The 21912-nt window shown below is 63.3% G+C and carries 25 protein-coding genes and 1 riboswitch; of the genes, 16 read left to right on the top strand and 9 right to left on the bottom strand.

The genetic code is table 11. The features are described 5' to 3' along the window. Nucleotides 1–88: 88 nt before the first annotated feature. Genes BSP239C_RS01570 through BSP239C_RS01590 form a run of 5 tightly spaced genes read left to right on the top strand, consistent with a single transcriptional unit; the run spans nucleotide 89 to nucleotide 4909 of the window. Nucleotides 89–547 (top strand): DUF2695 domain-containing protein, encoded by a 459-nt coding sequence (locus tag BSP239C_RS01570; protein WP_101569845.1) that lies wholly within the window; start codon nucleotides 89–91, stop codon nucleotides 545–547. A 34-nt stretch (nucleotides 548–581) separates the two neighbouring features. After that, nucleotides 582–1778, top strand: a complete 1197-nt coding sequence (locus BSP239C_RS01575) for a nucleoside hydrolase (RefSeq protein WP_101569846.1) — start codon at nucleotides 582–584, stop codon at nucleotides 1776–1778. After that, a complete protein-coding gene (locus BSP239C_RS01580; RefSeq protein ID WP_101569847.1) occupies nucleotides 1768–2622 on the top strand; it encodes a histidine kinase in 855 nt (284 codons plus the stop codon). The genes BSP239C_RS01575 and BSP239C_RS01580 overlap by 11 nt, the downstream gene beginning before the upstream one ends. Next, nucleotides 2623–3438 (top strand): energy-coupling factor transporter transmembrane protein EcfT, encoded by an 816-nt coding sequence (locus BSP239C_RS01585; RefSeq protein ID WP_101569848.1) that lies wholly within the window; start codon nucleotides 2623–2625, stop codon nucleotides 3436–3438. 4 nt (nucleotides 3439–3442) lie between these two features. Further along, nucleotides 3443–4909 carry an ATP-binding cassette domain-containing protein gene (locus BSP239C_RS01590; RefSeq protein ID WP_101569849.1) on the top strand — a complete coding sequence of 489 codons (1467 nt, stop codon included), beginning with the start codon at nucleotides 3443–3445 and terminating at the stop codon, nucleotides 4907–4909. A gap of 67 nt (nucleotides 4910–4976) precedes the next feature. Here the strand turns inward: BSP239C_RS01590 and BSP239C_RS01595 are convergent, their stop codons facing one another. Further along, nucleotides 4977–5267: a YrhK family protein gene (locus tag BSP239C_RS01595; RefSeq protein WP_101569850.1), complete on the bottom strand. Its 291-nt coding sequence runs from the start codon at nucleotides 5265–5267 to the stop codon at nucleotides 4977–4979. Nucleotides 5268–5419: 152 nt separating this feature from the next. Here BSP239C_RS01595 and BSP239C_RS01600 point away from each other — a divergent pair, with 152 nt between their 5' ends. The 4 genes from BSP239C_RS01600 to BSP239C_RS01615 all read left to right on the top strand — a co-directional run bounded on the left by BSP239C_RS01600 (nucleotide 5420) and on the right by BSP239C_RS01615 (nucleotide 8068). After that, nucleotides 5420–6208 carry a hypothetical protein gene (locus tag BSP239C_RS01600; protein WP_101569851.1) on the top strand — a complete coding sequence of 263 codons (789 nt, stop codon included), beginning with the start codon at nucleotides 5420–5422 and terminating at the stop codon, nucleotides 6206–6208. Nucleotides 6209–6303: 95 nt separating this feature from the next. Continuing rightward, a complete protein-coding gene (locus BSP239C_RS01605) occupies nucleotides 6304–6864 on the top strand; it encodes a DUF664 domain-containing protein (RefSeq protein ID WP_101569914.1) in 561 nt (186 codons plus the stop codon). Between the two features lie 53 nt (nucleotides 6865–6917). Then, nucleotides 6918–7379: a VOC family protein gene (locus BSP239C_RS01610; RefSeq protein ID WP_101569852.1), complete on the top strand. Its 462-nt coding sequence runs from the start codon at nucleotides 6918–6920 to the stop codon at nucleotides 7377–7379. Nucleotides 7380–7459: 80 nt separating this feature from the next. After that, nucleotides 7460–8068 (top strand): thymidine kinase, encoded by a 609-nt coding sequence (locus BSP239C_RS01615; RefSeq protein WP_101569853.1) that lies wholly within the window; start codon nucleotides 7460–7462, stop codon nucleotides 8066–8068. Nucleotides 8069–8102: 34 nt separating this feature from the next. Here the strand turns inward: BSP239C_RS01615 and BSP239C_RS01620 are convergent, their stop codons facing one another. Further along, nucleotides 8103–8747, bottom strand: coding sequence for a mismatch-specific DNA-glycosylase (locus tag BSP239C_RS01620; protein WP_219618824.1), 645 nt, complete (start codon nucleotides 8745–8747; stop codon nucleotides 8103–8105). A gap of 70 nt (nucleotides 8748–8817) precedes the next feature. Here BSP239C_RS01620 and BSP239C_RS01625 point away from each other — a divergent pair, with 70 nt between their 5' ends. After that, nucleotides 8818–9327, top strand: coding sequence for an SRPBCC family protein (locus BSP239C_RS01625; protein ID WP_101569854.1), 510 nt, complete (start codon nucleotides 8818–8820; stop codon nucleotides 9325–9327). Here the strand turns inward: BSP239C_RS01625 and BSP239C_RS01630 are convergent. The 4 genes from BSP239C_RS01630 to thiO form a co-directional block, all read right to left on the bottom strand. After that, nucleotides 9259–10479, bottom strand: coding sequence for a ThiF family adenylyltransferase (locus tag BSP239C_RS01630; protein WP_101569855.1), 1221 nt, complete (start codon nucleotides 10477–10479; stop codon nucleotides 9259–9261). The genes BSP239C_RS01625 and BSP239C_RS01630 overlap by 69 nt on opposite strands. Continuing rightward, nucleotides 10476–11243, bottom strand: coding sequence for a thiazole synthase (locus tag BSP239C_RS01635; protein WP_101569856.1), 768 nt, complete (start codon nucleotides 11241–11243; stop codon nucleotides 10476–10478). Before BSP239C_RS01635 ends, BSP239C_RS01630 begins: the two co-directional genes overlap by 4 nt. 1 nt (nucleotide 11244) lies before the next feature. Further along, nucleotides 11245–11493 (bottom strand): sulfur carrier protein ThiS, encoded by a 249-nt coding sequence (gene thiS, locus BSP239C_RS01640; protein WP_101569857.1) that lies wholly within the window; start codon nucleotides 11491–11493, stop codon nucleotides 11245–11247. Beyond that, on the bottom strand, nucleotides 11490–12638 hold the full coding sequence (gene thiO / locus BSP239C_RS01645) for a glycine oxidase ThiO (protein ID WP_101569916.1): 1149 nt from the start codon (nucleotides 12636–12638) through the stop codon (nucleotides 11490–11492). The genes thiS and thiO overlap by 4 nt, the downstream gene beginning before the upstream one ends. Next, a riboswitch (TPP riboswitch) is annotated at nucleotides 12629–12731 on the bottom strand. Its footprint overlaps the gene before it by 10 nt. Before the next feature lie 23 nt (nucleotides 12732–12754). On the opposite strand from thiO, the gene thiE reads away from it, so the two are divergent. Both thiE and BSP239C_RS01655 read left to right on the top strand, forming a co-directional pair. Further along, nucleotides 12755–13435: a thiamine phosphate synthase gene (gene thiE / locus BSP239C_RS01650; protein ID WP_101569917.1), complete on the top strand. Its 681-nt coding sequence runs from the start codon at nucleotides 12755–12757 to the stop codon at nucleotides 13433–13435. A gap of 80 nt (nucleotides 13436–13515) precedes the next feature. After that, nucleotides 13516–14454, top strand: a complete 939-nt coding sequence (locus BSP239C_RS01655; protein WP_101569858.1) for a ketopantoate reductase family protein — start codon at nucleotides 13516–13518, stop codon at nucleotides 14452–14454. Here the strand turns inward: BSP239C_RS01655 and BSP239C_RS01660 are convergent. Together BSP239C_RS01660 and BSP239C_RS01665 are read right to left on the bottom strand one after the other, a co-directional pair. Beyond that, nucleotides 14408–14986 (bottom strand): histone deacetylase, encoded by a 579-nt coding sequence (locus tag BSP239C_RS01660; protein ID WP_101569859.1) that lies wholly within the window; start codon nucleotides 14984–14986, stop codon nucleotides 14408–14410. The two genes, BSP239C_RS01655 and BSP239C_RS01660, sit on opposite strands and share 47 nt — an antisense overlap. 5 nt (nucleotides 14987–14991) lie before the next feature. Then, complete coding sequence (locus tag BSP239C_RS01665; RefSeq protein ID WP_101569860.1) at nucleotides 14992–15660, bottom strand: DedA family protein; 669 nt, start codon at nucleotides 15658–15660, stop codon at nucleotides 14992–14994. Between the two features lie 153 nt (nucleotides 15661–15813). Here BSP239C_RS01665 and BSP239C_RS01670 point away from each other — a divergent pair, with 153 nt between their 5' ends. Next, nucleotides 15814–16962 (top strand): sensor histidine kinase, encoded by a 1149-nt coding sequence (locus tag BSP239C_RS01670; protein WP_180958878.1) that lies wholly within the window; start codon nucleotides 15814–15816, stop codon nucleotides 16960–16962. A 46-nt stretch (nucleotides 16963–17008) separates the two neighbouring features. Continuing rightward, a complete protein-coding gene (locus BSP239C_RS01675) occupies nucleotides 17009–17656 on the top strand; it encodes a response regulator transcription factor (RefSeq protein ID WP_101569918.1) in 648 nt (215 codons plus the stop codon). Here the strand turns inward: BSP239C_RS01675 and BSP239C_RS01680 are convergent, their stop codons facing one another. After that, the gene (locus BSP239C_RS01680) at nucleotides 17657–18853 is read right to left on the bottom strand and encodes a Fic family protein (protein WP_101569862.1); all 1197 of its coding nucleotides are present in this window, start codon (nucleotides 18851–18853) and stop codon (nucleotides 17657–17659) included. It lies immediately after the preceding gene. Between the two features lie 217 nt (nucleotides 18854–19070). Between BSP239C_RS01680 and BSP239C_RS01685 the strand changes: the two genes are divergently transcribed. Then, nucleotides 19071–20336 carry an alpha-hydroxy acid oxidase gene (locus tag BSP239C_RS01685; protein ID WP_101569863.1) on the top strand — a complete coding sequence of 422 codons (1266 nt, stop codon included), beginning with the start codon at nucleotides 19071–19073 and terminating at the stop codon, nucleotides 20334–20336. A gap of 61 nt (nucleotides 20337–20397) precedes the next feature. Further along, nucleotides 20398–21897 (top strand): amino acid permease, encoded by a 1500-nt coding sequence (locus BSP239C_RS01690; RefSeq protein WP_101569864.1) that lies wholly within the window; start codon nucleotides 20398–20400, stop codon nucleotides 21895–21897. Nucleotides 21898–21912: the final 15 nt, after the last annotated feature.

Genomic DNA, 21912 nt, shown 5'->3' on the forward strand with positions numbered 1-21912 from the left:
GTGCCTCATCAGCACGAATAGGACAGATTTAGTTCAGAAGTAGGCTTTTGCTTCAGTTTGTGTCAGTGCCGTCTGGAATCGTTGCCGCATGGACAAAGACACCATGGAATCAGAAGTCAGAACCATCGTCGATGCAGCCTCAGCTCGCATCCTCACACCACGAGAGGGGGAGTGCCTGGTCTGCTACGTCTTCCGCCAGCTCGGTGAATTCGGTTGCGACGGAACACATCGCTTCGCCCAGACATTTCGGGACCGCACCGCACCCAGGGCCACCGCGCTGATGGAACGCCTGGGAAGTATGGGCGCCTGCTGCTGTGACTGCGAAGTATTCAACAACGCCTACACGTTCGCATCACGCCCGTGGATCACCGGTGCCGCGTTCGGTGCGGATATCGGCACAGGGTTCGAATCCGCAGAACCCGTCGACCTACGTGAGGAGTTCGGCATCAATGAGCCGCCCGCGAAGATCTTCTACTTGTGCTGCCAGTTCGTGCGACGGGGCTCGACACAACCGTGCCCGAACTGGGTGCGAATGAGTCGCTGGTGAGAGATAGAGGCGAGTCTCCGGCAGAATAGGGCACATGCCTCCACGCCTGCCGCTGTTCCTCGACTGTGACCCCGGAATCGATGACGCCATCGCCCTCGGCTATCTGCTGTGCCAAGTCGATGTCGACATCATCGGAATCGCAGCTTCAGGCGGCAACGTGTCCACCGCACAGGTGAGTGCCAATGTTCAGAGCTGGCTTGAACTCGCCGGACGGAGGGACATCCCCATCCATCCGGGCAGCACGTTCCCCTCTGCCTGGCCACCCGCCGATGCCGACCGACGGTCTGCGGCTTCGCCTCGTGCTGAACCCGAGTACGCCGACCTCACCCACGGACCCACCGGGTCCGGATACGCTCAGCTTCCACCGCCGAGCACACCGCTGAGCCCCATCGACGCTGCTCAGGCCTGGGTCGACACGGCACGGTCCCATCCCGGAGAGCTCATCGGAGTCATCATCGGACCTGCCACGAACCTTGCCTTGGCCCTTGCTCTCGAGCCTGAACTGCCCAGCCTGATGAGGCGACTCTTCATCATGGGCGGTGCCTTCAACTATCGCGGAAACACGCTCCCGACCACCGAATGGAACGTCACCTTCGACCCCGAGGCGACGGCGGCCGTCATCGCCTCCTTCGACCAGGCTCACCGCCAGGGTGCTCTGCAGGCACTGCCGGTGATCGCCCCCATCGAAGCCACCGAGGCTCTTGAGATGACTCCCGCGCGGTTGCAGGCAATCCTCGACGGAGCGCGGGCGGCCCATGATGAGGCAACGCCGCCTCGTGACGAGAGGCTGGGGCCCCGTGACGAGACCAGCGAGGTGCTTGTCACAGGAGAGAAATGGAGGGACTGGCTGGCTCAGATGGCCGAAGCTCTGCGCTTCTACTTCGAATTCCACGAATGGGACGGCCTGGGCTACATCGCTCACATCCATGACCCATTCGTCCTCGCCTGCGCCCTCGAATGGGCACGCAGCACCGAGGCCACAGCCACCTCGGCGGGCTGCAGCGAACCGTTAGCGAACGGAACTCGAGGCACACTGCCCTGGGCCACGACGATCTGTGCACCCGTCGACGTCGAACTCACCGGTAAACTCACACGTGGCGAAACCGTCGCCGATTGGCTGGGACGGTGGGGGAAGGGCGTCAACGCTGAGATCATCCGCACGATCGACGCACAGACCTTCCTCGACCACCTCGGCGAGACACTGAGCAAAGGACCCCATCATGACCACTGAATCCAGACAGTCTGGGCAGGGGCCGACGCACACCGTCGGTCCCGCACAAAACCAAAGCACCAAGGGTCACACAATTCCCTTCACACTGACCTTCCTCGGCACCCTCATCATCCTCGGCACCTATATCGCGGTCCTCCTGACCCAACCGGCTAACCTCGGCACCGATCTGGGACACACAACATTGTGGGTCATGCTCGGCTACCTGGCCGGGGGAGTTCTCCTCGCAGCCGGCACCCTGCCGCTCATCCCGCGCAGCATTCTCGCCCTCATCCCCGTCGCCATCGCGGCCAACATCGTCATCGGGCAAGTTGTGGGCAACGTAACCCCGATTCCGCTCTACCTCGACTCCATCGGGACCGTGATGATCGGTGTTCTCGCCGGTCCTGCCGCCGGAGCATTCACCGGCATCATCTCCAACCTCATCTGGGGAGTCACCCTGAGCCCCAGCGTCATCGCATTCAGCTCTGGAGCGGCCTTCATCGGCGCAGCCGCAGGATGGGCGGCACGACTCGGAGCCTTCCGCACCCCCTGGTTCGCCGTCATCACCGGGGCACTGGCAGGAATCCCGGCCGGATTACTCGGGGCACCCGTGGCCGCTTACGTCTTCGGGGGCGGCCTGGGCTCGGGCACCGGTGGTGTTGTGGCCATCCTGCAGGCAGCAGGCCTGGAGATGCTCAACGCGACCATGGCCCAGAGCCTGTTCTCCGACATCATCGACAAGGCACTCATCTTCGCTCTGGCCTACGTCATCGTGCGCACCCTGCCGCGGCGTATCCTCAACCGATACCCGTTCACTGACCATAGTCTTTCGCGCAGTTTCCGTGAGCCGGCGCGGGTCGGCTGAGTGACAGCGACTGTTTCCGACCGTGAACGGCAGACCACACGTCGTTGGCACCCAGCCACTGAGATCATCGTCCTCGCATGCTCTCTGCTGCTCGTCTTCGGCATCCCATCCCCGGTCGTGCCCATCACCATCATCGGTGCCGCGTTCATCGCCGCGGCAGCCTCACCCGCTGTGAGGCTGCACTCATGGACGCTCGGGGTCTGTGTGTTGTGCCTGCCGACGCTGCTCGTCCTCAGCGTCGTCCAAGGACTGTTCTATCCAGGTGCCGAGGTGACCGTGCTGTGGGAGTACGGTCCTGCTCGGCTCACCGTCGAAGGACTGGCAATCGCCGTTCAGATCTGGCTGCGTGTCACCGCCCTCGTGTCCCTGTGCGCATACTTCGGCCTCGGCGCTGACTCCGCCCGCCTGTTCGACGGTCTGCGATTTCTGCGGCTGCCCTCCTCGGTGGCCTATATCGGCGCCTCGGCGATCGGCCTCATTCCACTCATCCGAACGCGCACTCAGCAGATCATCGAGGCTCGGGCCAGTCGCGGGTGGAACGTCAGCAGCTGGATGGTCCGCACACGATTGCTCCCGAGCATCGTCACCGGCCTGTTCACCTCCGTCCTCATCGGGGTCGAGCAGCGCCACGATGTGCTCGTACAGCGCGGCCTTGGAGAATCAATGTCGGTGAGGTCACTGCAGGACCACCACGACGGGCCCGGACAACGGGTCCTGCGCCGTGGTGCACCTATCCTGACCTGTGTCCTCGTCGTGTGCTCCGTGGCAGGTGTTCTGCCACTGCCCACAGCCGACCAACTGATCGGGGGTGATTGAGTCTATGCCGCTCGAACTGATCGGAGCCGGCTTCACCTACCGCCGCGACGCCTTCGCGGCATTGACAGACATCGACCTCCGTCTGGCACGAGGGCAGATGCATGCGATCCTAGGCGCGGTGGGCTCGGGCACCTCCACCCTGGGGCGCCTGATCACCGGCTTGTTGGGCGACTGTGGAACCAGCGTCGGCCGCATCCACCTCGAGGGGACTGCCGTCATGCTCGGCGATGACCCCGAGGCCCAACTGAGCGGAATGACGAGCCTCGTCGGCGATGAGGTCCAACTGTCCGGGCGCTTGCATGGGGACGAAGTCACAACGGTCGAACGGCATGCACGCAACACCTTGAACTCGCTTGACATCGGCGATCTGTGGGGGCGACGCCTCGACACTCTGTCCGGTGGTCAACGGCAGCTCGTGGCCTTGGCCGGGCTGCTGAGTCTCAACCCCTCTCTGCTGGTCCTCGACCAGCCCTCCTTGTCCCTGGACCCGGATACTCGGCAGCGCCTCGCCACAGTGCTGCAGGACTTCTGCTCCGCCGGAGGTACGGTTCTCATCACAGCCCATCAGTTCGACGAGGTGGCTAAAGCCTGCGATCGGCTGAGCATTCTGGATTCAGGTCGGCTGATCACTACCGATACCAGTCTGTCGGCCCAGGAACTTGAACGCTGCGGAATCTGGGACACCCGGTGCCCTGAGCAACATGGGCAGGGACTCTCGGAAAGTGCTCGACCACCGGCTTCGGCACCACTCACACTCTCCGCGCGCGGGCTGAGCGCCATTCGCGACGGTGCCACCGTTGTCAACGACATCGACCTCGACGTCGCATCCGGCGAGAACGTCACAATCATGGGATCCAACGGGGCAGGGAAGTCCACCCTCCTGCGCAGTCTCGCGGGCCTACTCGGGCCCGGCTCCCGAACATCGGGCATCATCACCGTCGATGACAACGGAACTCCGGTCAGCCTCGGTGAAACGCAGGCGCACGAACGGACACGGCATCTTGCTTGGGTCGGTCAAGACCCCGGCAGTCAGCTCTCGGCCGCGACCGTGCGCGCCGAGCTCATGTACGCCGTCCCCTTGCCCTCGCACCGACGCCGCGACCGGGTTGCGATGCGCGCCCAACGCCAGGAAGCGGTCACCTCAGCGATGGTGAAGACTCAGCTGGGCACGGTGAGCGAGATCCATCCCTATGATCTGAGCATCGACCTCCGCAAGGACCTGGTGATGACATCGGCACTGATCATGAGCCCGCGGATCATCCTCCTCGACGAACCGACCTTGGGCAGAGACCGTAGGGGAATCGACAGGCTGAACATGTTCATCACGGACTTCCTTCGCCGAGGCGGGTCCGTCCTGGCCACGACCCACGATGGGCGATGGGCGTCAGAGACAGCGGATCGCGTCCTGATTCTGGACGATGGTCGTCTATGTGAGGGCCGAGGTGGCGGGGTAGTCCCATCGGCAGGATGAGCGAACCGGTTCCGTCCGCACCTGGCACCTGCCCCACTCGACGGCCGGGGTGCGTGGGCCGGGCGACTCAGAAGTCGTAAGTGGCGTCCGTAGTTGGGGTTTCAGGTCCGCGGATCTTCTGCAGGTGCACATGTCTGATCAGGCGGATGACCGGTCGGATGAGCATCTCAAGGCTGCCGAGGACGAAGAGGCAGGTTCCTGTGAATACCCATCTGTCGGAGAAGAACATGAAACTGCCGATGAGGAACCAAATGCCGATGAGGACATCGTTGACGATGCTCAGCACCTGATACCGCTGGCGGATGACGAGTTCGTCATGGCCGATGTGAATCGTCAGATTGCGGTCGCCATCGGTCATAAAGTCCTCCTGGGTTGAACGTGTGTGGGACCACGGTGTTGCTGAGAGATCGCGGCTCGTCCCCGACTCGATGCTAGCCCCGAGAATGCTCAACGACCATATCTGACGCCGACTATCTCGGCCATGTCAGTGCCGCGTCGTAGCGTGAGGTCATGGATAAGAACGTGAATTCGTTTGATGCACTGTACGCCGAAGTCGGCAGCCACAGGTCCGTGATGCCATGGGACGAGCTGCTGGGTTTCGTCCGCAGATTTCCGCATATCGCGGCGTTCAATGCGGCCCTCATCGCACAACAGAATGCCGGAGCGATCTTCGTCGAAACAGAGCACGCCTGGCAGAAGAAATACGGCCGGCTGCTGAAAGACGAAGCTGTGGCGCTGATCGTCCTTCACCCTTTCGCGCCGGTGCGCTTCGTCTATGACGTCGAAGACACACACGGGCCTCCCGTCCCTGACTCCGCGGTCAACCCGTTCAAAGCAGTGGGGGCACCGACGTGGGACGGGCACCGTCTCGTCATGGATGTCCTTCACCGAAAGGGCCTGGCTCTCGCGGGTCTGCCGAAGACTCAGAGCCCGACCGTGATGTTGGCGCATGTGCTCGATGAGCTGGCTCGGGTCTACGCCGGACACCGCGGAGCATTCCCCAAGCTGGGAATCACAGCAAGCAACACCGATATCGACGGACGACAGGCACGTTTCGAAGCCGAATGCGTCACCTGGCTGATCGCCGGACGACTCGGTCTGAAAACGGCGGCAACGGGCTCATTGAAGGGCTATCTCAAACACGGCGAACTGCTGCCCCCACTGTCCAGAGACCGCGTTCTCCATGTGGTCAATGCCATTGAGAAGCTCTTCGGTGGTGCACTGAATTTCGGTCAGACAGTCCGCGAGGATGTGCCAAGTTTGTTTCCGCTGACAGAACAGTGGTCGCACTCGTCATAGCCGACGTCGTGCGGTTACGAACTCTTCGCGGCAACCCGGAGACAAATTTCTGCAGAACCCTGGTCACCGGGGCGCTGGGCGAGCAGAATGCCTATATGTCCACAACCCCGAACAGACGGACCCAGGCCACCGTCTACCCCGATATGTGGGTTGACCCCGACGATGATCCCCGCAATATAGACGGCACGAGTCCCGACGGCGAGGCCGAGACTCAGCTCGAGTTCATCCACGACTACCGCTTCACCCTGCGCATGAAATTCGAGGGAGTCGAGGCTGAGCAGCTGGCCACGTGGTCGGTCCCGCCCTCGACGATGTTGCTTTTGGGCCTGCTCAGACACATGGCCGAGGTTGAACGAGACTGGTGCAACTGGATCACAGACGACGGCCAGAGGCCCTCACTTTACGGCGGACTCGATGCGGCATTCGAAACATCAAGGGCCGATGCCGACATGCTGGCGAAGAACTGGGCAGATCTCGAAGCCGAACAGGCATTCACCGATGCTGAGATGGCCAAGCATAAGGATCTGGGCGCCCGCATCGGACAGTCGCAGATAGCGGTGAGGGAGCTCCAGATCCACCGATTCGAGGAGTACGCCAGACACTGCGGGCATGCGGACCTGCTGTGTGAATGCATCGACGGTCGAACCGAGCAGTGACACCACTGCAAGAGCAGGTAGCCTTGGTTGAACTATCTCAATGAGGAGACACGATGAGCCGAGCAGTTCAGATCACATTCGATTGTCGCGACCCGGTCAAGCAGGCCACATTCTGGGCAGATGTCCTCGGGTATGTCATACCCGGTCCGCCGGGAGTCAGGCTTGATGCCGGTGACGATCCTTTTGCCGCATGGCAGAACTTCATCGAGGAACGCGGCATCGAGATGAAGCCGGAGGATTACCGCGCCGCGATCGAGGACCCGCAGGGACGCGGGCCACGGGTGTTCTTCCAGATCGTTCCCGAGGGCAAAACCGTCAAGAACAGAGTCCATCTCGATGTGCGTGCGGCTCCCGGTCTGCAGAACCCCGAGCGGATGGATGCGCTGGAATCGGAGAGTCAGCGCCTGCAAAGCCTAGGGGCACAGCGTCTGGAGAGGGTTGATCCCAGCCCGCCGATGGAGTCTGGATTCATCGTCATGGCCGATCCTGAGGGCAACGAGTTCTGCCTGGACTGACCAAATCGGTCCTATGGCTCATTTCGGTTCAGTGAACCATTTCGGTCGACAGCATCGCGGCGTAGGCTGTCGACATGCCCATGATTCCCGTTGCTTCGCCGCGGTCGGCAGGACGCCTCGACGTCATTGCCGGCCCCATGTTCTCAGGCAAGTCCGAGGAGCTCATGCGCCGGGTCCGGCGGGCGAAGATCGCTGGGGTCAAGGTGCTTGTCCTCAGCCACTCTCTCGATACCCGTTCCGATCTCTCGGCGATCACCTCACACGATGGGATCAATATTCCCGCCGTGCCTGTTGGTGATGTCGAGTCCCTTGCCGAGGTCGCCCGTGCCGATGACTTTGATCTGGTGGCCATCGATGAGGCTCAGTTCTTCGGCCCTGACCTGGTGCCGACCGTGTTCGAACTGGTGGAACGTGGTGCCACAGTCATCGTCGAAGGCCTGTGCGTGACATTCGACGGTGGACCCTTTGAACCGATGCCGACTTTCATGGCGGTGGCCGAGGATGTTCTCAAACTGACGGCCGTGTGCACGATCTGCGGCAGGGATGCCGTGTTCCACCAACGTGTGGGTACGCCTGGCTTCATCGCCGAAGATTCAGAACCCCGTGCCACGGATATCGACGCCAGCCACATCGGCGGTCTCGAATCCTATGTCGCACGCTGTCGGGAACATTTCGCGCCACCGCGCTAGAAACGCACGCTCACGGCCGCATCAGGTCAGGAACTCAGTCCTCGATGCTCTCCCACACTCCACGCCAGATCCGCGCCAAGTCCGGAACCTGGTAGTGGGCATTGAGTCCGCTGGGCTGGGGCACGACATGCAGCGCGATGTCTTCAGGCCACCCCTCGATGAGGGACGTGTCCTGTGGCCCCAGGTGGGCCGTGGGTTGTGAATATCCGATCCGGAATGAGGTGATCCCAGCGACCGCAACGGCTCGGGGGCGGATTTCATCGAGGCGGTGAACAAGCCTGGCCGCACCGTCTCGCAGTTCCTGCCTGTCCAGCTCATCCGCCCGGGCAGTGGCCCGTCCGACGAGGTTGGTGATGCCGATGCCGCGGGCCAGCAGCTGAGCCTCGTCTTCTACAGCGAGTCCCAGGGAAGCATCGACGAGGTGATCAGTCAGACCTGCCTGATGCAGAGACGGCCAGAAGCGGTTGCCCGGTCGAGCGAAGGGCGCATTGACTGCGGCCGTCCACAGACCAGGATTGATTCCGACGATGAGCATCGACAGTTCACCCGGATGTTTGGGCAGAACATCATCGATGGCGTCGGGACTGTCATTGGCGAACTCAGCGAGGTCGTCCTTCGTCGGCTTTCGTCCACCTAAGGGCGAGGGCCGACGGGAGCTGATGAAACTTTCCTCATTCACGCATTCCACACTACCGTCGAGTCAGAACGGTTGAGTCGGCACCCGCCGACTCACAATAATCGGGAGACCCATGACCCATGCACACGAGCAACATACTCATCGGCACGTGCAATCGTATGCCGGAGAGTCAGCGCCCTTCCACTTTGAGAACCAGTGGAGGGTCAATGCCTCTGTGGCCGATGTGTGGTCCGTGCTCTCCGATATTGAGTCGTGGCCGCAATGGTGGCCGGGCCTGCCAGTGGCGGTGCCCGTCGATGAGGGGACCGCATCCGGAAGCCGTGCCGACATCCAGGTCAACAGTCCGATCGGTGTGACATTGAGCTTCGGCATCGAACTTAAGGACACCGACCCGCCGAACTTCGTGAAGTTCTTCGCCAGCGGTGACCTGAGAGGGATCGGGGAGTGGACGTTGGAGCAGATGGGCCCGATCACAACGATCAGCTCCGTGTGGTGTGTCACGACTCGGCGCATGCCCATTCGCCTGCTGCGTCCCGTGGCAAAGAGGATGCACTCACATGTGATGAGCGCCGGGCGCCATGGTCTGGTCCGTCGACTGAACCGTCTCCTGCCCCGAGGCTGACCAGGCATCGATGCCGCCTGCCAGAGACCGCAGGCGCACGGAACCCGGTGCCGAATCATGGAGGAGCTGCACGGCTTGGCCGGAGCGAGCCCCCGACTTGCAATGGATGACGATGTCGACTGGCGGGTGGCCAGCGATTGTCTCCACCGCACTCCACCCCTCGATCTGCAGCATGCCCAGCGGCAGGTGAACGGAGCCGGGGATGGCCGCGATCTCCCGCTCCCAGTCAGCACGCACATCGATGAGAAGAACACCCGAGGAGTGAGCCCGGTATTCGTCGACGCTGATCTCCTCCGCCCGGTCCGGATCCCGACCATCGGGTCCCGGACGGGCAGCAGCGCAGGCAACGGCCACCTCGGCGAGGTCGGTGACCGGCGGGCGATCAGGATCCGGTGAGAACCGAAGTGTGGAGTAATCGGACTCCAGAGCGTCATAGCGCAGAAGGCGCCCGATCAGCGGTGTGCCGATTCCGCAGATGAGTTTCACGGCCTCCGTGGCCATGGCCGAACCGACGGTGCCGCACAGGACCCCGAGCACACCGCCCTCGGCACAGTTGGGCACGGAGTCGGCCTCGGGGATGTCTGGAAACAGGTCACGCAGCATCGGCCCCTGCCCGGGGACGAAGGTGCTGACCTGCCCCGAGAAGCGAAAGATCGTGCCCCATATCAGCGGTGTGCCGGTGAGCTCGGCGGCATCATTGGACAGGTATCGGGTCGCAAAATTGTCTGCACCGTCGAGGACCAGGTCGTGGGAGGAGAAGAGCTCGAGAGCATTCTCAGGACGCAGCCGCTCACACATCGTGTGGACCACAAGTTCCGGATCAAGACGCAGCAGGGCATCACGGGCGGAAGCGACCTTGGCTCGCCCGATATCGGCATCGCGGTGAAGGACCTGACGCTGCAGATTCGAGGCTTCGACCACATCGTCATCGATGATCGTCATCGAGCCGATCCCGGCCGCGGCCAGGTAATGCAGGATAGGTGCCCCCAGTCCACCCGCACCGATGACCAGCGCCGAGGCGGCCCGAAGCCTCCGCTGTCCCAGCACACTGATTCCCGGCAGGCTCAGATGCCTGGCGTAGCGGTCGAGTTCCCGTGGGCTCAGACAATCGACCGGTTCGACGAGTGGGCCCGGATTGCTCGCCACGCTCATGCCGGGGTCACCATCCCGTCGAATGTCGACGAGGCGAAGGCCAATGGTCGTTTCGGGATGCGACCGGCATGAGCGGCGAGGTGCCCGGACTCCACAGCCAGGGACATCGCTCGCGCCATGGCGGTGGCATCGTGGGCCCGGGTGACGGCTGAGGCCAGGAGGACGGCGGTGCAGCCGAGCTCCATCGCCAAAGCAGCATCGGAGGCGGTGCCGATCCCAGCGTCGAGGATCACGGGCACCTGGGCACGGCTGACGATCGTCTCGATGTTGTGGGGGTTGAGGATACCCAGCCCGCTGCCGATCGGAGCCCCAGCAGGCATGACCACGGCCACCCCAGCATCCTCGAGCCGCTTGGCCAAGGCTGGATCGTCGTTCGTATAGGCAAAGACCGTGAAACCATCGAGAACTAGTTCCTCCGCGGCACGGAACAGTTCCACCGGATCGGGCAGCAGAGTCTCCTCATCGGCGATGACCTCAAGCTTCACCCAGTTCGTCTCGAGCGCCTCCCGAGCCAACTGGGCCGTCAGCACAGCATCCCGGGCGGTATAGCATCCGGCAGTGTTGGGCAGGATGCGAATACCCAGGCTCTGCAGCAAGGCGAACACCGAGTCGCGGGCTTGTCCGTCATAGCGGCGCAGAGCCACGGTCGTCAGCTCGGTGCCCGACGCTTCCAGGGCCTGTTCGAGGATGCTCAGCGAACTGGCGCCACCGGTGCCCATGACGAGTCGGGAGTTCAGAGTCACGTCGTCAACGCTCCAGGTCATGTCAGCCTCCCTGTACCGCGGTGACGATGTCGACTCCATGGCCCTCGCGCAGAGTGAAGTCCGACCACTGTCCGCGCCGGATGACTTCACCGTCGACGGCGACGGCGATGCCCAGGCGGCTGCCGTCGACGGGAGTGCCCTCGGCGGTGAGTTCCTTGTCGACGATGCTGGAGACGAGGTCTCTGGCGGTGGTAGGTCCGGCGAGTGCATGGTGCTCGCCGTTGAGCGTGATGGTGATCGTGTCGGTCATGGATGACTCCCTGCTGGTTGCCGGATGGTGGTTGATGAGTGAAAGCGTTCTGGTCCCACTGCGGTCAGTACCCCGGGAGGCCCAGACTGGGGTGCGCGCTCACACACGAGGTCGGCGCTGAGTTCGGCACCCAGTGGGGCGAGGAGGATCCCGTGGCGGAAGAACCCGGTGGAGATGACACAGCCGGGGTCGATGCGTCCGATGATCGGCACATCATCGGGTGAGCCCGGCCGGGCGCGGGTGGTGATATCGGTGATCTCGGCCTCGAGGATGGCCGGGGCGAGGCGTTCGGCATCTCGGAGCAGCTGGTGGACGCCACCGGCGTTGGTCCCTGACCGCCCGTCCTCACGGCTCGTGGCCCCGAGGACGAGTTCACCGTCGAGACGAGGCACGATGTAGACGGGGCGGGCCTTGACCAGACCACGGATCGTGCGAGTCAGCAGCGGGGCCAGGGCCTGAGGCGCACGGAGCCTGATCACCTCACCCCACACCTGGCGCAGCGGCAGTGGGGGAACGCCCGAGATGTCATTGCAAGCGCTGCCCGCGGCCACGACGACCTGATCGGCGCGCAGCCTCGTCCCATCCTCGAGTTCCACTCCGAGTGTCTGGCCGGCTTCGGTGATCAGGGCGTCGACGCGGACACGAACGATATCGTCACGCAGCACCGCGAGCAGTGCACCGGTAACGCGCCGGGGATCGATCGAATGATCTCCGGGGATCATCACCGCACCACATACCCCCGGTGCCAGGGACGGTTCCAGCTCGCGGGCCCGGGATCCGGTGATGAGGGAGACGTCGAATCCGGCGGTGGTCTGCAGATCGACGAGTTCACGCAGGGAGGCGAGATCGGCGCGGTCACCGGCACAGACGAACGTCTCGGCGCTCGAATACCCCAGCTCATGACCCGAGGCTGCAGCGAGATCGGCGGCGAAACCTGGGTAGAGGTCTGCTGAGGCACGCATGAGCGGATATAGGGGAGACTGACCCCACACCACCTCGGCGGCCGGGGCCAACATTCCGGCCGCAGCATGGGAGGCACCCATGGCGGGATCCGGATCGACGACGGTCACGCCAACGCCGCGACAACGCAGCTTCCAGGCAGTGGACAAGCCGATGATTCCGGCTCCCACAATGACGACGTGCACGTACTTCTCCCTCCGGCGGCATGACCCGCATCAGGTTGAACGGTCGGCACAAAGCCCTCTCAGCCTCTTTATGAGGCTCCCGCGAACTCCTCTACTCTAGGAGCATGGTCGCAGATATGACAATGGACGCCGCAGTCCGAGACACAGACAAGACCGCAGACAGAGCCGCACGACTGGAGCGACTTCGCGAAGCCAGCCTCTATGTCTGCACCGATTCCCGCAGCGCCCAGGGGGACCTCCCCGAATTCCTCGACACCGCCTATGCCGGTGGTGTCGACATCATCCAACTGCGCGACAAAGGCCTCGAGGCACGCGCCGAGATCGCAGCACTCGAAGTGCTCAGGGAGGCAGCCCACCGTCACGGGAAACTGTTCTCCGTCAATGATCGTGCGGATGTGGCTCTCCTCGTGGGAGCCGATGTCTTCCACGTCGGGCAAGGGGACCTCACCAGCGAACAGGCCCGCGCGGTCCTCGGCCCGGATGTGATCCTGGGGCGATCGACCCATTCGATCACGCATGCCGAGGCCGCCGAGGCGGACCCCGAGATCGACTATTTCTGTCTGGGCCCCGTATGGGAGACCCCAACCAAACCCGGCAGACCCGCCATCGGCACTGACCCCCTGCGTGCGCTCGCCTCCATCGCCACCAAACCCTGGTTCGCGATCGGCGGGATCTCGGCAGGCCAGCGCCTCGACGAGGTTAAAGCTGCAGGTGCGCGGCGCGCCGTCGTCGTGCGTGCGGTGACCGCGGCAGACGACCCTGCGGCCGCAGCCGCGGAACTCAAGCAGGCACTGTGAAACCCAGCCGGTTGAGACCAGCACTGTGAGGGCCAGCAGGGAGAAGGCCAGCAGTATGAAAACGAAGGAATCCAACTGACATGGGAGAACACGCAGTGAAGATACTCATCGCCGGAGCCGGCGCGACCGGTGGAGCATTCGGCACCCGCCTGTTCGAAGCAGACCGCGACGTGACACTCCTGGTCCGCGCCGCGCGGGCAGAGACGATACGCGCCGATGGGCTGCGCTTCGTCGCCCCCGGAGAAGACCGGACGAATCACATTCCCGTCCTCACTGCGGCAGAACTCGCCGCAGACGGCACCGACCAGGCCCCCTTCGACCTGGTGATCGTCGCAGTCAAGGCCAACGGCCTGGAACCGATCCTCAACGACATCAGGCCCGCCGTCGGCGAGCACACGATGATCATTCCGTTCCTCAACGGCATGGCTCAGATCGACCGGCTGGTCGAGGAGTTCCCCGGACAGGTGCTGGGCGGTCTGGTCAAGATCGTCGGGACGATCAAGGACGGAGCCATCCACCAGATGACAGATCTGGCCGTCATGACCATCGGCGACCTCGACGGGGGAGTCGTTCCGGAGACCATTGCCCAGGCGCTTGACGTTCCCGGCTACAAACTGCAGATCCTGGACGACATAACATCCGCGCTATGGGAGAAATGGATCTTCATCGCAGCAGCGGGAGTCGTCACCTGCCTGTTCCGAGCCCCGGTCGGAGCGATCATGGCCGCTGGTGGCCACGCCCACATCGTGAGGATCGTTGATGAACTCGAGGCCGTGGCGGCCGCGGGCGGACACCCTGTTTCGGCCAAGGCCAGGGACATGACACTGTCTATGCTCACCGCCGAAGGGTCGGCGTTCACCTCATCGCTCTACCGTGACGTGACCTCGGGTCTGCCCAGTGAAACCGAGCACATCCTCGGACACCTCGCGAGCACGGCGGCTGGCCTCGGTGTCCCGACGCCCCTGCTCGACCTCACACTTGTGCAGCTGCGAGCTGGGGCATCTCTGCGACAGCACTGACCTCTTCGGCGCCGAGGCGCAGCATCGTCACGTACGGGTCATTGGGGATGGTGTGGGGGACCGCATCAGATCCGTGCGGGGCGGTGAACGTCACCATCGGGATCGCATCTCTGCGGTCGAGGACCAGAAGTGTCTCGTACTTGCCCGGCCCCACCGAGTGGGCGGCGCCGACGGGAAGTTCGGAGGCCAGCGTCTCCAGCGGATTGGCCGCCGAGGGTATCCGATTCATCTCCTGATCGGCGACATCGGCGAACTGTTCGGCGGTGATGAGATAGGCCTTGGCCGGGGTGGGTCCCGGTGCGTGATGGTCGTAGAAGGCCATTCCTCCACCGCCCCACACGGTGGAGCTGCCGGCGAAGTAGATGGATCCGGGAAGTTCGATGCCCATCTCCGCCAACGGCGGATCGGTGTTCCTCGCGCCGGGATAGGTGACGAAGGCACCTGGGGGACGGCCGCCCTGCAGGTAACAGGCGAGCCTGTCACGATGCATGTTCGACCCATAACTGACATACCACACGAGTGCTTGAGACATCCCTTTCATGATGCCACGTCGACGGCTGGGACTGTCCAATCTGTCGCGCCTCGGTGTGCCGTCCGAACGTCGTCTGCTCGGGCTTTCCTCCTGGCCAGGAGTCTGCGCGTGAGTTCGGCTACACCGGTGATTGTCAGAGCGATGCCGACGCCCAATCCCACTCCGAGCAGCGGCTGGTCTTCGAAGAGCACACCACCGAGGAGACCGATGCCCGTGGAATACAGGGCCCAGGCCAGGCACCCTACGGCGTCGAAGGCGAGGAACCGGGTGCGCGGATACTTCAGGATCCCGGAGGTGAGGGTTGTCGCTGTGCGCCCGCCGGGAACGAAGCGTCCCGCGATGAGGGCGGCACCGCCTCGGCGGGCGAAGATGTCTTCGGTGTGCTCAACCATTCGCGAGGCCCGCGGCGAGCGGGTCCACCGATGCACCAGCGAGCCGCCTCCGCGCCCCACAAGATGGGCGGCGAAGTCGCCGATGAGGGCACCGATGGCCGCTGCCAGGAGAAGTCCCACGGGGGTCGGCGTGCCGGCCGCGGCATAGGCTGCAGCGGTGATGAGGACCGTCTCGGAGGGGACGATGGGGACCAGGGAGTCGAGGCCGGCGGTGACGAAGATGAGGAGATAGACCCATGGGGATTGGAGCGTAGCGGTGAGGATGTCGAGAGCAAGGTCCATACCCACTTACGCTATGGACGGGGAGGTGAGATCGGAACGTGGCAAGGAGCAGTCTCTTGTGCAGGTGTCCGGACGAGGATATGCGGAAAACCGGAAGCGGAGATTGCGGTCGGTCCCATGGGAGTGGCCGTCTGGCGTTGCTACGATCAACCTATGCCCTGGCCGACATCGCTGACTGCGCGAATTCCCCGAGAGTCCCGCATGTTCGCCACCCGTTGGGTCGCCTCGGTCTTCGGCATCCTTTGGGGCGTGGTTCTGTGTCTTCCGCTTCTGCTCGCCGCCGTCCCAGCACCGACGTCGCGTTTGAGTCGCAGGGTCCTCGGCTGGGAAAGAAGCCGACAGGATAGGTGCTTCGGCATCGTCATGGGCGAGGCTCCGAGCAAGCGCGGCTTCTTCGTCTTCAATGGTGTGGTTGCTGGCCTCATCGCCATGCCAGTGTTCAATCTGCTGACCGGTTTCCTGCTCGTCACGATCGGCTCCCTCATCCAGGGACTGTTCATCGGTGGCAGCATCACCATCGGCTTCGACTTCTGGACCATCAGTCAGCCGACATTGTTCGTCGGGGTGCTCTACGGAGCCGCGAATCTCATCGGGGTCATCGTCCTCGCCGAGCTCGCGAATTGGCTGCATGGGACAATCGACTCCCGATATTCGGCGGTCAGCCGCCCCAACGCACCACACACTCGCATCACCCAGCTCCTCATGACCCGCCACGGTGTGGTCATGGCCATAGACGAGGAGCGTCGACGCATCGAACGTGACCTCCACGACGGGGTGCAGCAGAACGTTGTCTCCCTATCCGTGCTCATCGCCCGGGCCCAACGAGCCAAAGACCAGGACAAGGTCAGCGCTCTCCTCGATGATGCCCTCGTCCAGTCCCAGGACCTCATCGATGAGATGCGCGAGGTCGCTTGGCGTGTCTATCCCACGGCCTTGGACGAACACGGCCTGGGCACCGTTCTCAACCGGGTCGCCGATCATTGCCCGATCCCGGTCACCCTCACCGCTGTCCCGTCCCAACGGGCGCCCCAGGCCTGCGAATCGGCCGCGTATTTCGTCGTCCGTGAGGCTGTGACCAATGTCGTCAAACACGCAAATGCCTCGCACATTCGCATCAGCGTGATCGTTGACGGGCAGATGTTGATCGCCGAGGTGGTCGATGACGGATGCGGGGGAGCAGATCCTGCCGGTGGCGGGCTGAAGGGCCTGTCACGTCGAGTCGGAGCCTTGGACGGGACGATGACGATTGAAAGCCTCGAGAATGTCGGAACCACTGTGAGAGCGGAGATCCCCTATGCCTGAAGCCGAAATGCCTGAATCCGCTGATGAATCGAGGGATGGTGATCCTATGAGAGTCGCTTTGGCCGATGATTCTGTGCTGCTGCGAGAAGGTGTGCGCAGCCTGCTCGAGGACGAGGGCATCGCGGTTGTGGCCTCTGTCGACGATGGGCAGCAGCTGCTCACCGCGGTAGCAGCCCAACGTCCGAACCTGGCGATCGTCGACGTCAGGATGCCACCGACACACACCACCGAAGGACTGGAAGCCGCGCTGGAGATCAAACGGCGGTTCCCGGACATCGGAGTTCTCGTGCTCAGCCAATACGTTCTGCGCGAATACGCGACCGAACTGCTGAGCACAGAGACGGTGGGAGTCGGCTACCTGCTGAAGAACCGGGTCACCGACATCGACCGCTTCCTCGAATCCGTCAACAGGATTGCGGAGGGAGGTACAGTCATCGACCCCGAAGTCGTCCGGCAGCTGCTGAGCTCCTCCGAACAGCAGAATTCTCTGTCCGCGCTCACTCCCCGGGAGAACGAGGTCCTGCGGGCCATGGCCGAAGGTCTGTCGAATCGAGGTATCGCCGAACGCCTCTACGTATCCATCAGCTCAGTGGAGAAGGCCATCAGCTCGATCTTCGACAAGCTCGGGCTGCAGGCGGGGGAGACCACGAGCCGCCGAGTCGCTGCGGTCCTGCACTACCTCGACCAATCCTGATCAGAGTTCTGCCCGGGTCCGGGCGCCGATGCGCAGGTTGAGGTCCTCGAGCTCTGCCAGGACGTCGCCAGCGCCCCAGATCTGATTGCGTTTGCGACTGGTCAGGCCGCGCAGAATGCCAGCTTCCATCAGTGCGGAAACGGCCCGGTTCGCCGAGGAGCTGGGCAGGTTCAAAGAGTTCTCGTGGTCATCGATCGTGAACACTGGGTCCGATGCGAGGTAGCTCAGGACGCGAGCTGCGGCACTGTTCGCATGCGGATGGCCGAGGAGGTCCGCCCACTCACCCGGCAGCGCGGCCAGCCGATGCGCGGTCAGCTGCGATTCCTCTGCAGCGATGATCGAAGAACGGGACCACAGGGATATGACAGGTCCGGCATTGCCCAGGTGATAGGAATTCAAGGCGCCGAAGTAGCGGTCGCGAACCTCGACCAGAGCAGCGGCCAGCGGAACCGTGATCCCCGTGGTGACACCTCTCGAGTGGAGAATCCCGGCTGCCAGGGCCCGTCCGATGCGCCCATTTCCATCCGTGAAGGGATGGATCGCCTCGAACTGCGAATGGGCAATAGCCGCCTGCGCAATCGTGGGAATGTCATCGCGCAGAGCAAACGTGAGCAGATCGTCCATGAGCCCAGGCACAAGCTCAGGGGGAGGCGGGACGTAGAGGGCTCCACGGGGCGAATGATCCGACCCGCCGATCCAGTTCTGCATCGGCCGATGCCGCCCCGCCAGATGATCTTCCCCAGTATCGTCTTTGAGCAGCAGCCGATGGGCACGAGAGATCGAATCTGCACTGATCGCTCCTGATGTCAGCAGATCCAGTGCCCCTGTCGCAACGGCCATCGCTGTGGCCGAGGAGTTCGACTTGGCTCCGTGCAAGGCCCTGACGAAGTCATCGATGGGTGCCTCTTCGGCCTCGATCTTCGACGAGGCGATCGATTCGCTGCGCAGCAGCAGATACGACAACGGAATCAGGGTGCGACCGTGCTCGGCATCGAGTCGGGAAATCGCCCGGATCGCGGTCTCTGACAGAGACGCGAGTTCGGCAGGCAGACGCAGGTCGACCGAGCTGATCCGAGCGGGAATGGAGACTGCCACCTCGGCGAATGTCCTGTCATCGACAGTGCCGCCGCGAAACTCCTGGCGCCACGGTCTGGTCTCGGACTGCGCCGTGGGGACGGGCACGATGAAATCGGACATGGGATTCGTCTAAGAGATAATTCCACATATGAAGGAAACTGGGAATATCTCTCATGGTGATCCCAGTTCCGGCGAACACAGATGCCTCGTTAGACTCGCAGCTCAGAGGTGCCGACTGCCCATGGCTGTCCCAGGCACCTCGAGCCCGACGACATTCAGTATTGACCACGAGTTTGCGTGTTTGCCACGAGATTGCGTGTTCACGACGAGGAGAACGATGAAACGCCAGCTGCCCGATATGAAGGAACTCGCCCCTCTCCTACAGTTCGGACTGCCCAGACTCGACCGGGTGGCCGCACGGCTCGACTCCGCTGCCGATATCTGGGACCTGCGTCGCATCGCCAAGCGAGTGACACCCACCGCTCCCTTCGATTACGTCGACGGAGGAGCACTCGATGAGCACACGCTGCGCAAGAACCGGCAGGTCTTCGCCGATGTCGAACTCCTGCCACGCATCCTGCATGGAGTCGACGCTCCGAACACGTCGACGACGATCGCCGGACAGCACGCAGCCCTGCCTTTCGGCATCGCACCGACCGGCTACACACGCATGATGCATTCCGAGGGAGAGGTCGGGGGAGTCCGGGCCGCAACGAAGGCAGGAATTCCCTTCTCCCTATCGACAATGGGCACACGGTCCATCGAGGAAGTTGCTCAGGCGGCACCCGGGTCCACACGCTGGTTCCAGCTCTACCTGTGGAAGGACCGCGAGCGCAGCCTCGACCTGCTGCAGCGAGCCCAAGCCAGCGGGTATGAGACCCTGCTTGTCACCGTCGACACCCCGATCACCGGACAGCGGCTGCGCGATAACCGCAATGGGCTTTCGATTCCACCGAAGCTGACGCTGAAGACCATTCTCGATGCCTCCTACCGGCCCGGCTGGTGGTTCAACTTCCTCACCACCGAACCGCCGAAATACGCCTCGCTGTCGAACACCTCACAGTCCCTGGCCGAGATGACGCAGACCATGTTCGACCCGACTCTTGACCTTGATGACCTGAAATGGATCCGCGAACACTGGAAAGGCAAGCTCTTCGTCAAGGGCGTCCTCACCGTCGATGATGCCGCCAGGGCTGGGTCCATCGGTGCCGACGGTCTGGTCGTGTCCAACCACGGAGGACGCCAGCTCGATCGGGCACCCGATTCTCTGACCGCACTGTCGGAAGTCCGGGCTGCAGTCGGTGAGGATATGGAACTCATCCTCGACTCCGGCATCATGTCCGGCACCGATGTCGTGGCCGCACTGTGTGCCGGAGCGGACTTCGTGCTCATCGGCCGGGCGTACCTCTATGGCCTCATGGCCGGAGGGCAGCGCGGAGTAGAGAGGGCCATCGAGCTGATCAAGGCTGAGATCTTAACCGCCATGGGGCTGATGGGTGCCCGGAACATCTCCGACCTCGGGCCGGACCTTGCCAGGGGCCTGCCGACACCTGCCACTGGGAATCCGGCCAGACCGGACGAATTGCGCGGCGTCGACTCCTGAATGTGGTAAGAATGGCCGGGGCCCGAACGGGATCCCGCCGGCACGACAGTCAAGGGACACGATGAACGCAGCACCCACCTCGGCGAGGGACAACCGCGAACTCAAACGGGGGCTGAAGTCACGTCACCTGCAGATGATCGCCATCGGCGGTGCCATTGGCACCGGCCTCTTCCTCGGATCGGGTGGCACGATCTCACAGGCCGGACCCGGCGGTGCACTCCTGGCCTACGCCGCGATCGGCATCATGGTCCTCTTCGTCATGCAGTCCCTGGGGGAGATGTCGACGCATCTGCCCGTGGCCGGTTCCTTCCACACCTACGGCTCGAAATACGTCAGCCCCTCATTCGGCTTCGCCATGGGGTGGAACTACTGGTTCAACTGGGCCATCACACTCGCGGCCGAACTCGTCGCGGCCGGGGTCATCATGTCCTTTTGGCTGCCCGATGTTCCCTCCTGGGTCTGGGCCGCGGTCTTCCTCGTCCTGCTCTCGGGACTCAACTTCCTCTCGGCCAAGGCCTTCGGCGAAGGCGAATTCTGGTTCGCCGCCATCAAGGTCACCGCGGTCCTGGCATTCCTCGTCCTCGGGGTGCTCATGATTACGGGCATCATCGGTGGACAGTCGCCGGGCAACAGCAACTGGACGACCGGGGAAGCTCCCTTCGTGGGCGGCTGGGTCTCGATCATCAGCGTGTTCATGATCGCCGGATTCTCCTTCCAGGGCACGGAGCTCGTCGGTGTCACCGCAGGCGAGTCCGCCAACCCTCGCCGCGACATGCCACGAGCCATCCGCACCGTGTTCTGGCGCATCATGCTCTTCTACATCGGTGCGATCGTCATCATCGGCTTCCTCCTGCCCTACACCGACCCTTCGCTGCTGGCGTCGGCCAACAGCGAGGATGTCACGGCCTCGCCCTTCACCCTCGTCTTCGAACGCGCCGGAATCGCCGTGGCCGCCTCTGTGATGAACGCCGTCATCCTCACCGCGATCCTCTCCGCCGGCAACTCCGGTCTCTACGCCTCGACCCGGATGCTCTATGCAATGGCCAAGGAGGGAACCGCGCCGAGGCTGTTCGCCCGACTCAATGAACGCGGCGTACCCGTCATGGCGCTGCTGGCCACCGCGGTCATCGGCCTCTTCGGCTTCCTCTCGGAGGTGATGGGCGACGGCGGGGCCTACACCTGGCTGATCAACGTCTCCGGCCTCTCCGGATTCATCGTCTGGGTCGGCATCGCCTGGTGCCATTTCCGCTTCCGTCGCGCCTACATCAGGCAGGGACGCAACCTTGCGGACCTGCCGTATCGAGCGCCCTTGTTCCCGATCGGTCCGATCATCGCCCTGGTCATGCTGGTGATCGTCATCATCGGCCAGAACGTGCAGGCGATCGTCGAAGGACGCGTCCTCGAAGTTGCCTCCGCCTACATCGGACTGCCTGCGTTCCTGCTGCTGTGGCTCATCCACCGACTGGTCACGGGTCACCGCTCACGCATTGTGGGCCTCGAGGAGATGGATGTCGAAGGTCTCGAGATCACACCTGAGCACGACCGGAGCAAACGCATCTGAGCGTCGCCGAGACCC

This window comes from Brevibacterium sp. 239c (assembly GCF_900169365.1).
GTDB lineage: Bacteria > Actinomycetota > Actinomycetes > Actinomycetales > Brevibacteriaceae > Brevibacterium.

Coding starts and splice junctions, on each gene's coding strand:
- BSP239C_RS01600 (WP_101569851.1), top strand. CDS start 5,420: ATGGATAAGAACGTGAATTCGTTTGATGCACTGTACGCCGAAGTCGGC.
- BSP239C_RS01665 (WP_101569860.1), bottom strand. CDS start 15,660: ATGGACCTTGCTCTCGACATCCTCACCGCTACGCTCCAATCCCCATGG.
- BSP239C_RS01685 (WP_101569863.1), top strand. CDS start 19,071: ATGAAACGCCAGCTGCCCGATATGAAGGAACTCGCCCCTCTCCTACAG.
- BSP239C_RS01670 (WP_180958878.1), top strand. CDS start 15,814: ATGCCCTGGCCGACATCGCTGACTGCGCGAATTCCCCGAGAGTCCCGC.
- BSP239C_RS01675 (WP_101569918.1), top strand. CDS start 17,009: ATGAGAGTCGCTTTGGCCGATGATTCTGTGCTGCTGCGAGAAGGTGTG.
- BSP239C_RS01605 (WP_101569914.1), top strand. CDS start 6,304: ATGTCCACAACCCCGAACAGACGGACCCAGGCCACCGTCTACCCCGAT.
- thiS (WP_101569857.1), bottom strand. CDS start 11,493: ATGACCGACACGATCACCATCACGCTCAACGGCGAGCACCATGCACTC.
- BSP239C_RS01610 (WP_101569852.1), top strand. CDS start 6,918: ATGAGCCGAGCAGTTCAGATCACATTCGATTGTCGCGACCCGGTCAAG.
- BSP239C_RS01680 (WP_101569862.1), bottom strand. CDS start 18,853: ATGTCCGATTTCATCGTGCCCGTCCCCACGGCGCAGTCCGAGACCAGA.
- BSP239C_RS01590 (WP_101569849.1), top strand. CDS start 3,443: ATGCCGCTCGAACTGATCGGAGCCGGCTTCACCTACCGCCGCGACGCC.
- thiE (WP_101569917.1), top strand. CDS start 12,755: ATGACAATGGACGCCGCAGTCCGAGACACAGACAAGACCGCAGACAGA.
- BSP239C_RS01570 (WP_101569845.1), top strand. CDS start 89: ATGGACAAAGACACCATGGAATCAGAAGTCAGAACCATCGTCGATGCA.
- BSP239C_RS01660 (WP_101569859.1), bottom strand. CDS start 14,986: ATGTCTCAAGCACTCGTGTGGTATGTCAGTTATGGGTCGAACATGCAT.
- BSP239C_RS01655 (WP_101569858.1), top strand. CDS start 13,516: ATGGGAGAACACGCAGTGAAGATACTCATCGCCGGAGCCGGCGCGACC.
- BSP239C_RS01575 (WP_101569846.1), top strand. CDS start 582: ATGCCTCCACGCCTGCCGCTGTTCCTCGACTGTGACCCCGGAATCGAT.
- BSP239C_RS01595 (WP_101569850.1), bottom strand. CDS start 5,267: ATGACCGATGGCGACCGCAATCTGACGATTCACATCGGCCATGACGAA.
- BSP239C_RS01625 (WP_101569854.1), top strand. CDS start 8,818: ATGACCCATGCACACGAGCAACATACTCATCGGCACGTGCAATCGTAT.
- BSP239C_RS01630 (WP_101569855.1), bottom strand. CDS start 10,479: ATGAGCGTGGCGAGCAATCCGGGCCCACTCGTCGAACCGGTCGATTGT.
- BSP239C_RS01690 (WP_101569864.1), top strand. CDS start 20,398: ATGAACGCAGCACCCACCTCGGCGAGGGACAACCGCGAACTCAAACGG.
- BSP239C_RS01635 (WP_101569856.1), bottom strand. CDS start 11,243: ATGACCTGGAGCGTTGACGACGTGACTCTGAACTCCCGACTCGTCATG.
- BSP239C_RS01580 (WP_101569847.1), top strand. CDS start 1,768: ATGACCACTGAATCCAGACAGTCTGGGCAGGGGCCGACGCACACCGTC.
- BSP239C_RS01615 (WP_101569853.1), top strand. CDS start 7,460: ATGATTCCCGTTGCTTCGCCGCGGTCGGCAGGACGCCTCGACGTCATT.